11 protein-coding genes are annotated in these 14,249 nt (G+C 53.8%); 2 read left to right on the top strand and 9 right to left on the bottom strand.

The genetic code is table 11. The features are described 5' to 3' along the window. Positions 1-14: 14 nt before the first annotated feature. A complete protein-coding gene (locus H144_RS0115480) occupies positions 15-1,808 on the bottom strand; it encodes a DUF885 family protein (RefSeq protein WP_019942994.1) in 1,794 nt (597 codons plus the stop codon). A 255-nt stretch (positions 1,809-2,063) separates the two neighbouring features. Between H144_RS0115480 and H144_RS0115475 the strand changes: the two genes are divergently transcribed. Together H144_RS0115475 and H144_RS0115470 are read left to right on the top strand one after the other, a co-directional pair. Next, the gene (locus tag H144_RS0115475) at positions 2,064-2,906 is read left to right on the top strand and encodes an SDR family oxidoreductase (RefSeq protein ID WP_019942993.1); all 843 of its coding nucleotides are present in this window, start codon (positions 2,064-2,066) and stop codon (positions 2,904-2,906) included. Between the two features lie 190 nt (positions 2,907-3,096). Beyond that, positions 3,097-3,897 (top strand): helix-turn-helix domain-containing protein, encoded by an 801-nt coding sequence (locus H144_RS0115470; RefSeq protein WP_019942992.1) that lies wholly within the window; start codon positions 3,097-3,099, stop codon positions 3,895-3,897. Between the two features lie 2 nt (positions 3,898-3,899). Here H144_RS0115470 and H144_RS0115465 read toward each other — a convergent pair whose 3' ends face one another. The 8 genes from H144_RS0115465 to H144_RS0115430 all read right to left on the bottom strand — a co-directional run bounded on the left by H144_RS0115465 (position 3,900) and on the right by H144_RS0115430 (position 14,217). After that, entirely contained in the window at positions 3,900-4,637 is a 738-nt protein-coding gene (locus H144_RS0115465) for a helix-turn-helix domain-containing protein (protein WP_019942991.1), read from the bottom strand. 217 nt (positions 4,638-4,854) lie between these two features. Beyond that, positions 4,855-5,628 carry a LytR/AlgR family response regulator transcription factor gene (locus H144_RS0115460; protein WP_019942990.1) on the bottom strand — a complete coding sequence of 258 codons (774 nt, stop codon included), beginning with the start codon at positions 5,626-5,628 and terminating at the stop codon, positions 4,855-4,857. Next, complete coding sequence (locus tag H144_RS0115455; protein WP_019942989.1) at positions 5,625-6,725, bottom strand: sensor histidine kinase; 1,101 nt, start codon at positions 6,723-6,725, stop codon at positions 5,625-5,627. Before H144_RS0115455 ends, H144_RS0115460 begins: the two co-directional genes overlap by 4 nt. A 151-nt stretch (positions 6,726-6,876) precedes the next feature. Beyond that, positions 6,877-7,296 (bottom strand): SRPBCC family protein, encoded by a 420-nt coding sequence (locus tag H144_RS0115450; RefSeq protein WP_019942988.1) that lies wholly within the window; start codon positions 7,294-7,296, stop codon positions 6,877-6,879. A 118-nt stretch (positions 7,297-7,414) separates the two neighbouring features. Then, the gene (locus H144_RS0115445) at positions 7,415-8,452 is read right to left on the bottom strand and encodes an LLM class flavin-dependent oxidoreductase (RefSeq protein ID WP_019942987.1); all 1,038 of its coding nucleotides are present in this window, start codon (positions 8,450-8,452) and stop codon (positions 7,415-7,417) included. Between the two features lie 139 nt (positions 8,453-8,591). Then, entirely contained in the window at positions 8,592-10,961 is a 2,370-nt protein-coding gene (locus H144_RS35250) for an ABC transporter permease (RefSeq protein ID WP_019942986.1), read from the bottom strand. Between the two features lie 309 nt (positions 10,962-11,270). Continuing rightward, positions 11,271-12,152: a sugar phosphate isomerase/epimerase family protein gene (locus H144_RS0115435; RefSeq protein ID WP_019942985.1), complete on the bottom strand. Its 882-nt coding sequence runs from the start codon at positions 12,150-12,152 to the stop codon at positions 11,271-11,273. Between the two features lie 28 nt (positions 12,153-12,180). Then, a complete protein-coding gene (locus H144_RS0115430; protein WP_019942984.1) occupies positions 12,181-14,217 on the bottom strand; it encodes an NHL repeat-containing protein in 2,037 nt (678 codons plus the stop codon). Positions 14,218-14,249: the final 32 nt, after the last annotated feature.

Raw genomic sequence — 14,249 nt, 5'->3', positions numbered from 1 at the left:
GAGTGTTTGATTACTTATTTAAACTGATAAAATTTCCATTGCGTCGTGAAATCGAGCCTCAACGGCTGGTTGGTCAGCGTCGCGCGTACCATCTCGATCGGCATGTTGTTTTCCTTCATCACCGCGTCGTGGTACTGTTTGAAAGTCATCTTACCGCTGTCTACCAGTTCCTTTTTAAGGCTGAACAGCTGCAATCCGCCGATCAGATAGGCAACCTGATATAAAGGACTATAATTTCCTTCAAATGAACGCCTTACCTCTCCTTCCGCATTGGCGCGCTCGTGACCTACCCGGTCCACGAGGAAATCAATGCATTCCTGAGGCGTCCATTTGCCGAGGTGGTAGTTGAGGGAAAAAATGATGCGTGCGCACCGGTGCATGCGCCAGAAAAGCATCCCGATGCGCTCCTCGGGCGTTTTGGCGAAACCTTTGTCGTACAACAGCAGCTCCCAGTACAATGCCCAGCCTTCGGTCCAGAACGGCGTGCGGAAATCGCCGCGGTAGGATTTGTAGCGGCTGTTCATATAATATTGCAAATGGTGCCCCGGTACCAGTTCGTGGTGCACGGTCGATCGCGAAAAGTACGGGTTATTGCCGCGCATGCTCATCAGCTTGTCCTCATGCGCCATCGTGTTGGTCGGGTAAGAAATGATAATGTCCCTGCCGCCGAGGAAAAACGGGTTCACCAGCTGTCGTTCGGGCGTCATCATCTGCATTCCCCAGGTTTCGTCGGCGATCTCCGGGTAGTCGATCAGGTTGTTTTTGAGAATAAATTCCTTGGCGTCATTGTAGAGTTTCAAAATCAGTTCGGGCTGGGCACCGGCCGGCACGTAGCTGTTTTTGACCTTTTGCTGCGCCTTTTTCCAGTCATTTCTAAAGCCCATTTCGGCCGATGCTTTCAGCAATTCCTTGTCGCACCACGCAAATTCCTTGTTAGCCAGCTCAATGAGTTCGTCGGGCGTGTAGCTGATCATCTCGGTGCCCAATTGCCTGATCAGTTCCTCCCGACCGATGGGTACGCCTTTGATGCCGCTCGCATCTTCTTTTTGTGTCGTGTTCAGTTTGCCTTTACTGCGGATCAGCTTTGCATAGGCCAGTAATGTGCTGTCGAGCGTTTTGTACGGCTTCGGCGCCCACCAGGTAAACATCGGGTCATAACCGTTATAAAACTCAAATGTACTTTTCAAACGTGCTTCCAGGCCATTCACCGCCTCCACCCCCATCCGCGAGAGCGGCATATCGATCGACTCGATTTTCCTGAACGATTCCTCCGCCTTCCTGACTTCTTTTTGCAAATCGTTCAATTTTCCGGCCACGAGCTGTCCATCCACCGTCGCCCCGCGGCGGCGACCTTTTTCCAGGTCATATATTCCGTTAGCGAACGGTATGTATTTTTCGATCTGTGTATACTCCTTTTCCTCCTGGCTCAATGTCAGCAAATGGTCGTCGATATTGCGTTTGAGCAGCAGGTAATCCACTTTTCCGTAAATGCTCATGGCCCCGAAATCCACCTTTCCGAGCTTCGTCAGGTAATCATTGTCTACTTCGCGCAGGCGCTTGCGCTGCTCAGGCGAGTTCAATACCGAACCGCCCCCTCCCTGCGGCCCGCGACCTGTCGGCATCGGACCGTAGAAGTACCTCAGCGCGCGAATGTCCTGCGCGTATTGCGTCACCAGTCCGGCTACCTCGCTGGTTTGTTCATATAGGTTAAATTTGGATTTGGAAGACTGCGCCGCCGCGCCGAAAGCCGCCAGCCAGCAAATAAGGAAAACCACCCAACGCGAGCGCGTTACGTACAAATGCGTCATAGGATTCAGGATATTAAGATTGGATTTTACCAAAATTAGCCCAAAAATCCTGTGATCACATACCACGTTTTAATCATTTATTGACCGATTTTATCATCATTGTCATCCGACACTACCTGCTATCGAACCGTCGATCCGGTCCACTCAGCTCCGAGGGTAATTAGTCCCGCCAACAAAGCAATCCCGGCTCCACAACAAAGTTGACATCCCGCCGATCAGCGAAATTTGTGTCGTTAAACGTCAACAATCCATTTTATGAGTAAGACAATTTTGATTACAGGCGCTTCTTCCGGCATCGGGAAAGCCGCCGCCCTGCATTTCGCCGCCCATGGCTGGAACGTAGTGGCCACTATGCGCAGCCCGGAAAAGGAGACTGACCTCGCCGGTCTTGAAAACATGCTGGTTACCCGACTGGATGTCCAATCGCCCGAAACCATCGACGCGTCCATCGCGGCCGGTATTGCGCGGTTCGGTGCCATCGACGCGGTCGTGAACAATGCCGGTTACGGTCAATATGGTGTTTTCGAGGCGATTACGCCGGAACAGGTGCAGACACAGTTTGATGTAAATGTATTCGGGGTGATGAATACCATCCGGGCCATTCTGCCGCATTTCCGCGAGCGCGGGGAAGGGATGATCATCAACATCAGCTCCGGGGCAGGCCGGTTCACGCTGCCGCTCATTTCGCTTTACAATGCCTCAAAATTCGCATTGGAAGGCTTTTCCGAAGCACTTTCCTTCGAACTGGCGGCGCTGAATATCACGGTAAAAATCGTCGAGCCCGGTGGCACCACGACTAATTTCATTAAAACCAGCGAAGAGCGTTTCTCCGCGAAACCGCTGCCCGAATACGACGCATTTCTTGGTGCAGCATTCAAAATGTTCGATAACCTGAAAGGCATGCAACTCGCCACCGCCGAGCAAGTGGCCGAAACGATTTATCAGGCGGCCACCGACGGCACGGACACGCTCCGCTATCTGATCGGCAACGAAGATTTCAAACGCCGCGTCGAAAACCGCCTTTCTCTGCCCGACCAAACGTATATCGAGTCGATCAAGGCAGCGTATCTGCCGTTTATGGGGGGGAAGGGGGGCTGACGGCCGACGGCCGACGACGGACCGCTGACGATGGACCGCTGACGATGGACCGCTGACGGCCGACGATGGACCGCTGACGGCCGACGACGGACGGCAGTCGGCGGTCGGCGGTCAGCAGTCGGCCGTCAGCAGTCGGCAGTCGCCCCCCGCCCCCCTTCCAAAACTCCCGGCAAACTCCTACCTTGCATTCATGGAAAAATCGCCCTATCCCTGCCATTACGAGCCTTCGATTTCGAATGAGCAGTTCATTCCCGACCACATTTTCATGTACCTCGAAACGGGGTTTATAGACATTTTTTACGGGAATAGCGTGTTCCGGATCAGGCCGGGGGATTTTTGCTTCATCACGCGCAACCACCTTGCGCGGTACCACAAGGGCACGCTCGACGGGAAGCCTTTTAAATCCGTTTCGGTATTTATCACCCAGGAATTTTTGCGCGCATTCAAAGACGAATATGGATACGATGTGCAAACGGCCGGGTCCAGCGAGCAGGAGGCCATTTTGCACCTCGATCCGCACCCGATGCTGGAAAGTTTTGTACAATCCATGAAACCCTACATGCAGCTCGATGGCCCGGATAGGAACCATTTCCTGTCGCTGAAAACCCGCGAACTTGCATTGCTTTTACTCAAAACGAACCCCGCAATACAGCCCATTCTCTTCGATTTCAGCGATCCGGGGAAGATCGATCTCGAAGATTTCATGAACCGCAATTTCAAGTTTAACGTCAGTCTGCAACGTTTCAGCTACCTCTCCGGCCGGAGCCTGACGGTTTTTAAGGAAGATTTCAAAAAGGTTTTTAACATGTCGCCAGGGAAATGGCTCATGGAAAAGCGGTTGACCGAAGCACGTTTCCAGATCGAAACGCTCGGACGGATGCCTTCGGAAGTATACCTGGAAGTTGGCTTTGAGGACTTGTCCCACTTCTCGTTTGCATTCAAGAAAATGTTCGGCTTCCCGCCTGCGCAGTTGCGCAAGGTGCGCGCCTGAGGTCATTCCTGCAAATCGAGCTCCTTCGTTTTACCCGCTTCCGACCGGTAGCGCGAAATAATGGCCTTCAACGTCTCGCCGGTACCCTTGATAACCAGCTTATTGAGGTTATACTGCGACATATTCATCGCCACCGCAATTTCCTGGATCGTCAGATGCTCGTTCCGGTGGACCATTTTCTTCACGTCGGCGAGTACACGCTCCGTTTCGGGGTTGTAGGGCAAAGCGGTTTCGGCGGACTGTCCGTCGGAGAAATTCCGTTTCACGAGGTTCACAAGCAACGCAGTCGAGTTGGCCACCAGCTCACGGCTGTTTTCCTGTAACTGGCTCAGTTCACTCTCGATCAGGCGGACAAGATGAGTTACCGCAAGGCGGTCGGTTTCGCTTCGGAGCTCCTTTTGTCGGAGGAAATCGGGTACCGAAAACAGGTCGCGCACGGCGCGGAACATGCCTGCGAAGCCATTGAATTGATCCGCCGCCCCGGCGATGCGGAACGGATCGAAGAAGATAGTAAGCAAATTGGTCCTGTAAAAGGACTTGAAATGGAAATGATGGCCGGGGGAAAGGAGAAAGATCGCCTGCTCGTCGTAGTGCCACGAATCGTCATCGCAGGATAGTACACCCTCCCCCTCCGTGACAAATGCAATACCAAACAAGCCTCCGTAGCGGGATGACTGTTCAAGCTCGCGGGCGTCGCAGCTCACGAGGTTCAGGGTCTGATCGATATTGAATTCTTTCATCACGTTGAAGAAGGGTTTAGGAATAGTCACCGGTTTCCGCGAATGCGTTGGGCCCTCGCGAAACAGGGTTTAGGTTTATGGTCATCTTACTGTCTGTTTCGGCAAAAACAGAGTCAGTAACCAAAGATGTTTACCATTGGTTAAATCAAAAAATGAAAGGTGCCTAATGCCGGATTTGCGGTGCCGAATGCCCGGTTTCGGTGGAAGAAGAAAATCGTTACTTACCCAGCCATTGTTTGAAATCCGCCATGCGGTCGCCGCTCACAAATACTTCCTGGCCTGCGGCGGGCGTGAGTTCGAGTTTCAAACGGCCGGCCGACACGGTATAAATAGACCGGATACTGTTCAATGCGATGATGAGCGAACGGTTGATGCGGAAAAACTCCTTGGGATCGAGCAGTTGGGCGAGCTTGTCGAGGCTGTAATCCATCGCCAGGTGCTGGCCGTCATACGTGCGGAGGAAAGTCGCTTTTTGTTCAATGGTAAAATACGCAATGTCGCTCGTGCGGATGCTGAACAGCTTCGGCCCCGCGCTGGCCAGGAACCGTTCCTTGTAACCTTCCTCACCACCCGACTGGTACATGGCCATCAATGCGGCGAAGTCCGGCGTGGGTGCTACGGCCGACTTTGCGTGCAATGCCGCAAACTTGTCGATCGCCGCCGAAAGCTCCGCCTTGTCGACGGGTTTGAGCAGATAATCCACGCTGTTGGCCTTGAATGCTTTGAGCGTATATTCACTGTATGCAGTGGTAAAAATGATGGGGATCGTCAGTTTCAGCTCCTCGATGATCTTGAATGCGAGATCGTCTTCGAGGTGAAGGTCCATAAAAATCAGGTCGGGGTGGCTGTTGGCGCCGTCCGTCAGCCACTGAATGCTTTCTTTCACGGACGACAGCTTCGCCATCACGTTGATCTTCGGGTCATATTTGCCGACGAGGCTTTCCAGGCGGCTGGCACTCAGCGACTCGTCTTCGATAATCAGGACATTCATGAAAGCAGGGGCACTTTTACGGTAAAACAGCCATTGGTCTTATCGACCATCACCGGCTTGTCAATCAGCAACTTGTAACGGTTAACGATATTTTGGAGCCCAAGCCGCGTGGAGGATTCGGGCAGCTCGCGCACCTGCAACGGGTTGCTGATAATAAGGTAATCGCCATCAACGCCGATGGTGATGAGCAGCGGGTTGCTGGCCGACATCCGGTTATGTTTCACCGCATTCTCCACGAGCAATTGCAGCGTTAGCGGCACGATCGAAAATTTCTCCTTTTCCTGGCATGAAATCCGGATATCCAGGTTCAGCTTGTTCTCGAACCGGATCATGAGCAGGAACATGTAGGTTTCCAGGAATTCCACTTCGGTAGCCAGTTTGATGGAATCGTACACCGATTTTTCCAGGATATAGCGGTAAGCCTTCGAAAGCTGGTTGATAAATTTCACCGACAGCTCCTGATTCGTCTCCACAAGCGTAGTCAGCACGCTGAAATTATTGAACAGAAAATGCGGGCTTACCTGGTTCTTCAATGCATTGAAATGCGCCGTCGCATTCTCCTTTTGGAGCCTTTCCTCGTTGATCACCACGCGTTGCAGGCGCTCGTACACGCGCTTGTTGGCTGCGAGGTAGTATTCGGCCATGAGGGCCATGACGGTAATGCTGGTATTGGCCCGCTGTTTCAGCACAGGCGAGTTATTGAGCACGATCGGCAGGACATCGAAGCTCTTTTTATCGAAGACAGCCTCCATCCAGTGCCATAAATAGCGGTACCAATGGTTGAAAACCATCGCCAGGCCGATCGCCACGATGAGCATCATGGCCTGGTTCACTACCCGGAACCGTTCGGGGAAATCCTCGCCCAGGAAGCGGGTCGTGAGGTACTGTACCCATTCGATGAGGTTGATCCAGAGCACAAAAAAAGCAATGCTGAACAGCACTTCCATTGTCCACAGCGGCAGCCGGTGCCAGAATGTAGGCATATCGATCTGCAACACGTTCATATAAATGCGAATCGGCACATAAATGACCGCGAGGCCCAGGCCCAGCTCCCATTTTTGACGGCTGGTAAGACGCGATGTTATCAGGGTTTGCATTGACTTTTCAAATTCGGCACACCAAAAGTAAACAAAGTCGCATTAAGTGTGATCTACTATTTTTCAGGCCGGGCGGTTGCTTCTGTTCGCCTGGTACAACAAAAGGCCCGATCGCGACGACCGGGCCTTTTGCCTGATTGACAATTACTTGTTACGCTTCGGCGTATTTCTTGAAGTTGTCGAGAATCGCCTGCCAGCCTGCCTGCTGAAAATCAACCGGATGGGTGTTTTCAGGGTCGAATGTCTCGGTCACTTTGGTACCGTCGCCTTCCTGCTCGAACAACACGCTTACCTTGCGGCCGTCGCCCAGGGTGTAGGCCAGGTAGCGGTTTTCCTCCACTTCCGTGTAGGTACCGCCAAACTCGAAGCTGAAACTGCCGTCTTTGGCCGCCATCGTGGTCTTGATCTCGCCGCCTACCCGCACATCGTTTTCAGAATGCGGTGCATGCCAGTCGTCGGACGCGAAGCACCATTGGGTGATGTGCTCCGGGGCATTCCATTTATTCCAGACTTCCGCTACGGGTGCATGGATGGTCGCTTGTACAGTTACAGGTTGTGTTGTCGTGTCCATTTCTTTGTTTTTTTGTTGATTGATTGATATTACAAAGTTGCCGGGTTTCCCCGAAACGGAGCGATGCCTGTTGCGACAAAAAGCGGGTGCATTTGCGGCACCCGCTTGAAAACTGCCATTACTTTACCGCCAGGGCCTTTTTTACGGCCGGAGCCACATGCGTGCCCAGCAGCTCAATAGATTTCATCAGGTCCTTGTGCGCAGGCGCGCCCACGTCCGTATGCATGAGAAAGCGCGTAAGCCCGAACATCTCCTGATGGTACAGGATCTTATCTATCACCGCATTAGGCTCGCCGATGAACAGCGCGCCCTCACGGCCTTGTCCGCCCTCGAACTGCGCACGGGTATAAGGCGCCCATCCGCGGCTGCGTCCCACACGGTCCATTTGCGACGCGTAGGATGGAAAGTACAGGTCGCTCAATGCCCGCCCGTCCGCACCTACCAGCCCGTGCGAGTGGGTCGCCAGCTGCATTTTGGCCGGGTCGTGGCCTGCTTCGAGGTATTCTGCTTTATACAATTCAAAAAACGGTTTGAACTGAGCGGGCATCCCGCCGATGATCGCGATCACTAATGGCAAGCCCAGCCTGGCCGCGCGAACGACGGATTGCGGCGTACCGCCCACTGCCACCCAGATACCCAGGTGATCGTTCACGGCACGGGGCAAAACCTCCTGCCTGTCGAGCGTCGCCCGGAACTTGCCTTTCCAGGTAATCACGTCGTTTTCATTGATTTCCTTCAACAATTGCAGTTTTTCGGAAAACAAACCATCGTAATCCTTCAAATCATACCCGAACAGCGGGAACGACTCGATGAAGCTGCCCCGGCCGACTGTGATCTCCGTCCGGCCGCCGGATATCAGGTCGACAGTGGCGAAATTCTGGTAGATCCGGACCGGGTCGGCGGAGCTCAATACCGTCACCGAACTCGTCAGCTTGATGTTTTTGGTGACGGAAGCCGCCGCGGCGAGGATGATTTCAGGCGCCGACACGGCGAAATCCGGCCGGTGGTGCTCACCGATACCGAACACGTCCAGCCCGACCTCGTCGGCCAGTTTGATTTCCTCCAACATGTCCTGCAAGCGCTCCTGAGGAGACTGAAAAGAACGGGTGGCATTGTCGAATGCCAAATCCCCGAACATACTGATTCCTATTTCCATGATGTTTGTTAAGTGCTGATTGCAGTTAATTAACCAGCGACATCCGGTATAGATTCCTGGAAATGGCTCCTGCGGCAGTATAGAAAAGTATAGCGCTGTTTTGACCGCCAACGGCCGTCAGCGGTCGGCCGTCAACGCCCTACTCGCTCCGCAAACTCTTCACCGGGTTCATCAGCGCCGCCCGTACCGACTGGAAACTGATCGTAAAAACGGCGATCAGGACGGCGATGATACCGGCCAGGGCGAACATCCACCACTCGATATCGATCTGGTAAGCAAAGCCTTGCAGCCATTGCTTCATCACATACCACGCTACCGGCGATGCGAGTACGATGGCCATGACGACCAGTTTGAGAAAGTCCTTCGAAAGCAGCGCCACAATGCCCGCTACCGACGCCCCCAGCACTTTACGCACGCCGATTTCCTTCGTGCGCTGCTCGGCCGTGAATGTAGCCAGCCCGAACAGGCCGAGGCAGGAAATGAATACCGCCAGAAAAGCGAAGTAGCCCGCCAGCTTGCCCACAATCTGCTCGCTCTGGTACTGCCGCGCATATTCCTGGTCGGTAAATGCGTAGGTGAACGGCACATCGGGGTTCAGTTTCTGGACGATTTGCTGCAACGCCGCCAACGTCTCGGGCGTTTTGCCCGCCCCGATGCGGATCATCACGACGCCCTGCGGCTCCCGCGCGCCCAGGTAGGCAATCATCGGGCGAATGGCCGTGTGCAGCGACTGGAAATGAAAGTCCTTCAAAATACCGACGATCGTGCCCTTGGATTTACCCCAGTTGATCTGCCGACCGATCGGGTCTTTGTAGCCCATCATTTTCAATGCGGTTTCATTAATAAGGAAACCGGTGGAGTCGGTCGGGAAAGATTTCGAGAAATCGCGGCCTTCTACCACTTTCAGGCCCATTGTTTTGGCAAAATCATACCCTACCCCTACTGGCGTAAACCGCACCTGCCCATTCGGATCGCCGCCGGGCCAGGTAATGCCGTCGGCACCATTGCCGTTGGAGGCCGGTGTGGCCGTCATATGCGACACCTGCTGCACGCCCGGTACCTGCGCGAGTTCTTCTTTAAGCACATTGTACTTAGCGGACAATTCGCCTTCGATGGGGAAGTAAATGAGATTTTCACGGTCGAAACCGAGGTTTTTGTTTTGGACAAAACCTACCTGCCTGTAAATGATGATCATACCTACGATCAGGATCACCGACAGCCCGAACTGGAATACCACCAACCCCTGCCGCACCCATACCGAGCTGGAATCGAATTTCAATGTGCCTTTGAGAATGCGCACCGGGCTGAGCGACGACAGGAACAGGGCCGGATAGCTCCCGGCCAGCAGGCCGGTCATCGCCAGTAACCCGGCGATAACACCCCAGAACACCGGCTCCGACAGCGGCAGCAGCATTTGCTTGCCTGTGAGATGATTGAACGCGGGCAGCAGCAGTGCCACGAGCGTCACCGCCAGTACCGCCGAAAGTGCGGCAATGAGCATGGCCTCGCCCATAAATTGCCCTGCCAGCATTGAGCGCATCGCGCCCACTACCTTCCGCACGCCCACTTCTTTCGCGCGCCGCGACGAACGGGCCGTAGCGAGGTTCATGAAATTAATGCATGCAATAAGCAGGATAAACACGGCCACAAAACTGAAAAGCTGCACATATTCAATACGGCCGCCGGCCATATGCGCGTCCTTGATATTGCTGTGCAGGTAATACTCGTGAAAAGGCTGCATGGCCAGCTGCGTTTTGAACGGCTTGCCCTCATCCCGGTTGGTTTTATCGAGCAAGCGGCGCATTTTAGCTTCCACTTTGGCCGGATCGGCATCTTTGCGAAGTTTGAAGAATGTCAGCGGATCGGTATTGCCCCAGTGCGTGGCCCAGCTGTTGTCGTCCACGTAAGCATCCCAGGTCATCAGGCAGTCGAATTTGAGCGTACTATTAGCGCCGATGTTTTCAAAGACGGCGCTGACGGTCATTTCTTTGCGGTTATCGTACCGGATCGCCTTGCCGATGGCCGCCTCCGGGCTGCCGAAAAATGCCTCGGCCATACGCCTGGAAATGGCAATGCTGCCGCGGTCGCGCAGTGCGGCGGCGGGCGTGCCTTGCAGCAGCTTGTAGCTGAACATTTTGAAAAAATCGCTGCTCGCGAAGTTCGTTTCCTGCTTGTGCTTTTTGGTACCCACGGAGAAAGTCTGCGGCGAGGTCCAGGAAAACGGCGTCGTCATTTCGATTTCGGGCACCGATTTTTTCAGTTCCTCGGCCAGCGGCCCCGGCGTCCAGATCACGCCCTGCACCTTTCCGCTGAAATATTCGCGCATATAAATGCGGTACAATTGGTCTTTATTCGCATGGAACGCATCCACCGCCAGCTCGTCGCGGATCCATAGCATGATCATCAGGCTGCACGCCATGCCCATCGCGAGCCCCAGGACATTGATAGCCGAAAATGTCTTATTCTTGAAAAGACTGCGGAACGCGATCTTGAAGTAGTTGCGGATCATGGGTCAGGCGATTGGGTTCTCAAAAAAATGGCCGCCCCTCTTTGCGTGAGGGGCGAAATGTTCTTTTCATGGCTAACAGCAATCTTGCGTTACCAATGGTTAAATAATGCTGTGCCAAAATCAAAAAACAGCCTTGTAGCGCATTAAATGCACTTTCCAGAAAACCCTAACCCACTCCCTTTGTCCGATTCCGAACATTCTGCTTTTTAAACCGGACAAAGAAGCCCGTCTGATGTTCCCATATGCTATCATCGTTATCCCATCCTGAGCACGAATACCTGTCCTACATCCTCCCTTTCTTCCTGATTTCTATTCATAACTCCTCAACGCCCCCGAATCCCCCTGCTGTTTCAATATCTTTTTCAAGCCTTCCACATTCATCGTCAACCCCACCTCGGCGTCGGGGGCAGTTTCTTCGTTGATGATGCCGATCGGACCGCGGTAGGCGCTTTCGCGGATGATGCGGATCATGTCTGCTTCGGCATCACCCTCCCCGATCGGCACCACTTTTACGGGGTTGCCTTTTTGAAGGCCCATCAGGTTGACGGCCATTAAATGCGGCAGGATTTTCGGGAAAAATTTCGGGAAACGTTCGATGTCGTCTTCCGCATGGTGGAGGTTGTAAACGATCCCGATATTCGGCCGTTTGAGATAACCCATTACTTCCAGCTGGTTTTCGGGCACACCATACCAGCCTCCGTGATTGTAAAGGCCTACGGTACAGCCTATTTCCGCGGCCTTGTCGGCGATGTAGGCTACCGGTTTCGCTACGGCTTCGACCTTCTGCTGCTGGGTCATCTTGTCCATGTCTTTGATCCCACCGATCATGCACCAGATTTCGGTTTTCACGCCGTGTCTTTTCAGCAAATCCAGGATAATGGGCAGGTTCTTGTCATTTTCCGGGTTCGGGCCGGAATACAGCCAGAATGCCTGCAATTTAATATGGTGTTTTTTCAAAGCTTCCAGCTCCGCATCGAATTCGGGAATATGTTTCTCGCGCCAGTCGTAGGCGAGCATGGTGAATCCGAGCTTGTTCAGCATCTCGGCCCGCTGTTCCGGGTTGCGCTCTTTGGAATCAAACGGCACAATGCACCACGCAATAAGGTTTTCGCGGGCGTAAATGCTGCCTTTCTGGCCCAAAGCCGGCAACGTAGCAAGCAGAAAGCCCGCCAGAAGTAGTTTTTGGATCACGTTGGTTAGTTTTTGAATGATTGAATGGTTAAACCGCCGGCTCTGCCACGCCTACGAATATCACCACACCGTCGCCGCCCGGATTGTCTTTGATATCCACGTACACCGATGGTTTCCAGTTATTCATCGCCCACACGTTGCCGGCAGCGTCGACATTCGTTGACGTCAGGCGCATGATGGGTTCATAGCAAGGCTTGAAAGTTCTGCCCAACGGGCCTTCCTGGCTGCCGTAGAGCGGCTGACCGTTCGCAAGCGTGACGCCCGAGCCGCCCGTGGGGACCGTCATCAGGTGCGAGGTACTTTCGTCCTCGTTGTAGATCACCGTCACCCCGAACGGCCCATGCATATCGAAGCTGTCGATGGCGCTGTTCCGGCCTTTTTCCTGGGCGAAATTGGCTACATAAAGCACGCCCGCCTTGTCCATCCGCACACCCCAGGCGGCATTCACGTTTTTGGTAAATACTTTTAATACATTTTGTAAGGATGAATCCAGCTTCACAACGCGACTGCTGGTAACCCCGCCTACGAAAATCTCATTCTGCGCATTCACCGTCACCTGCCTGAACTGTTCGTAACCCACCGAAGCCGGGTTGCGCGGGTTCACATAGTCGCTCACCCAATGCGCCACGTAAACGAGCTGGTCGTTCTCGATGCGGAACTTGTATACCGACGATTGAAGGCCATAATCGGCATTACCGATATTGGAAACGATGCCGTTGCCCTCGCTGTCGATCACAACATCGAATGTCGCGTGGTAGGGGCTTGGCTGGTCGAGGAAGTTGTCGAAAGAAATCATCCGGTTGGGATCGCCGCCGAGGTAGACGACCAATGCGCTGTTCTGGTTTGGAAAAGTGTAAACCGGGTCCGGCGCGGGCGCCATCGGCTTTTGCGAACCGATCGAGGCCATCCACAAGTTGCCGTCCTTGTCGTACGTCATGCCCTGTACGCGGCACAGGCCGTTGGTATGGCCGTTTGGCGGGCATTGCACCTTGCCATCGTAGGAAAAAACGGAAATGCTGCCGGTTTCCGGGTTAAAATCCACCGGCCCCCAGCCATAGTTGCCGATCGCGATCGTCTCGCGTTTGGGATCGATGGCCGCGCCAAACCCGGAACCGAGAATTCCGCCGCCGAACAACGGCGACAGTTCATTCGGCGAGCCGTCCGGGTTGAGGATCATCGCATGTGTCCCTGAAAAGGCCGTTCCCGCCCGGAAGTTATTGGTAATCCACGCCTTATCCTCCTTATCGAAGACAACGAAAGCCGTGCCGCTGATGAGAAAGTTCCGCGAGCCGGAATCGTTGCGTTTAATGGTCAGCGTCCATTGATCGGGGACCGGCGTTTTGTGCGGCGGCAGGTCGAGCGTGGGCAATGACGGTTCGAAAACCTGCGTTTGCCCGCTGATCAATGCATAGATCTGCTGAACATTCGTAAATGGGTTGTATACCAAATGCATCAGCGCCCCCAGAAACGATCTCGCCGGGCTGTCCGGCGACGCCAGCGACACAAACTGCTGGTACACCGACGCCTCGGTAAGGCTGTAATACAATAAATTGGAAAGAAAATTAAAAAGCGGAAAGCTGTTCGTTTCCAACCCGTTAGGTGACGAAGAAATTACTTTCGAAATGGTACCGTCCGTGCCTGTAAAGTTATTTTTCATAGCAAAGGCAATGCCGATACGCCGGGTTTCTCCCTGGATCGCCGGATAACCGTCGTCGCCCACCCGCAGGAAACGTGCGAATGCATACGCACAGGCGATCGTGGATTGCGCACCCACGGAAACCGTGCCGGCCGAGGCATCGAAAACGGCCAGGAGCGTCACATTACGGTTGCCCGTATCCGCAGAACCGCCATTCAGGCTGTACGAATCGATACGCAGCACCATGTAATAGTAGCCGGAATCAGTTTCCGGAATGTCAAGGTCGAAGCCGGAAGACGATACTTCCATTTCCGCCAGCAGTACAGGCGCATCCGTTGAAACACCGAACACTTTCGCAAGCGCACGGCTTACCTGCGTGCCGTTTCCCGGGTCGGCCAGGAAATGCACGGTTTTAGATTTTGTCGACATAAATGATGAACAGGTGGTGTTGAGAAATGTTT

This window comes from Dyadobacter beijingensis DSM 21582, from assembly GCF_000382205.1.
GTDB lineage: Bacteria > Bacteroidota > Bacteroidia > Cytophagales > Spirosomataceae > Dyadobacter > Dyadobacter beijingensis.
This window is presented reverse-complemented; position numbering and strand designations above follow the sequence as displayed.

Coding starts and splice junctions, on each gene's coding strand:
- H144_RS0115480 (WP_019942994.1), bottom strand. CDS start 1,808: ATGACGCATTTGTACGTAACGCGCTCGCGTTGGGTGGTTTTCCTTATT.
- H144_RS0115475 (WP_019942993.1), top strand. CDS start 2,064: ATGAGTAAGACAATTTTGATTACAGGCGCTTCTTCCGGCATCGGGAAA.
- H144_RS0115470 (WP_019942992.1), top strand. CDS start 3,097: ATGGAAAAATCGCCCTATCCCTGCCATTACGAGCCTTCGATTTCGAAT.
- H144_RS0115465 (WP_019942991.1), bottom strand. CDS start 4,637: ATGAAAGAATTCAATATCGATCAGACCCTGAACCTCGTGAGCTGCGAC.
- H144_RS0115460 (WP_019942990.1), bottom strand. CDS start 5,628: ATGAATGTCCTGATTATCGAAGACGAGTCGCTGAGTGCCAGCCGCCTG.
- H144_RS0115455 (WP_019942989.1), bottom strand. CDS start 6,725: ATGCAAACCCTGATAACATCGCGTCTTACCAGCCGTCAAAAATGGGAG.
- H144_RS0115450 (WP_019942988.1), bottom strand. CDS start 7,296: ATGGACACGACAACACAACCTGTAACTGTACAAGCGACCATCCATGCA.
- H144_RS0115445 (WP_019942987.1), bottom strand. CDS start 8,452: ATGGAAATAGGAATCAGTATGTTCGGGGATTTGGCATTCGACAATGCC.
- H144_RS35250 (WP_019942986.1), bottom strand. CDS start 10,961: ATGATCCGCAACTACTTCAAGATCGCGTTCCGCAGTCTTTTCAAGAAT.
- H144_RS0115430 (WP_019942984.1), bottom strand. CDS start 14,217: ATGTCGACAAAATCTAAAACCGTGCATTTCCTGGCCGACCCGGGAAAC.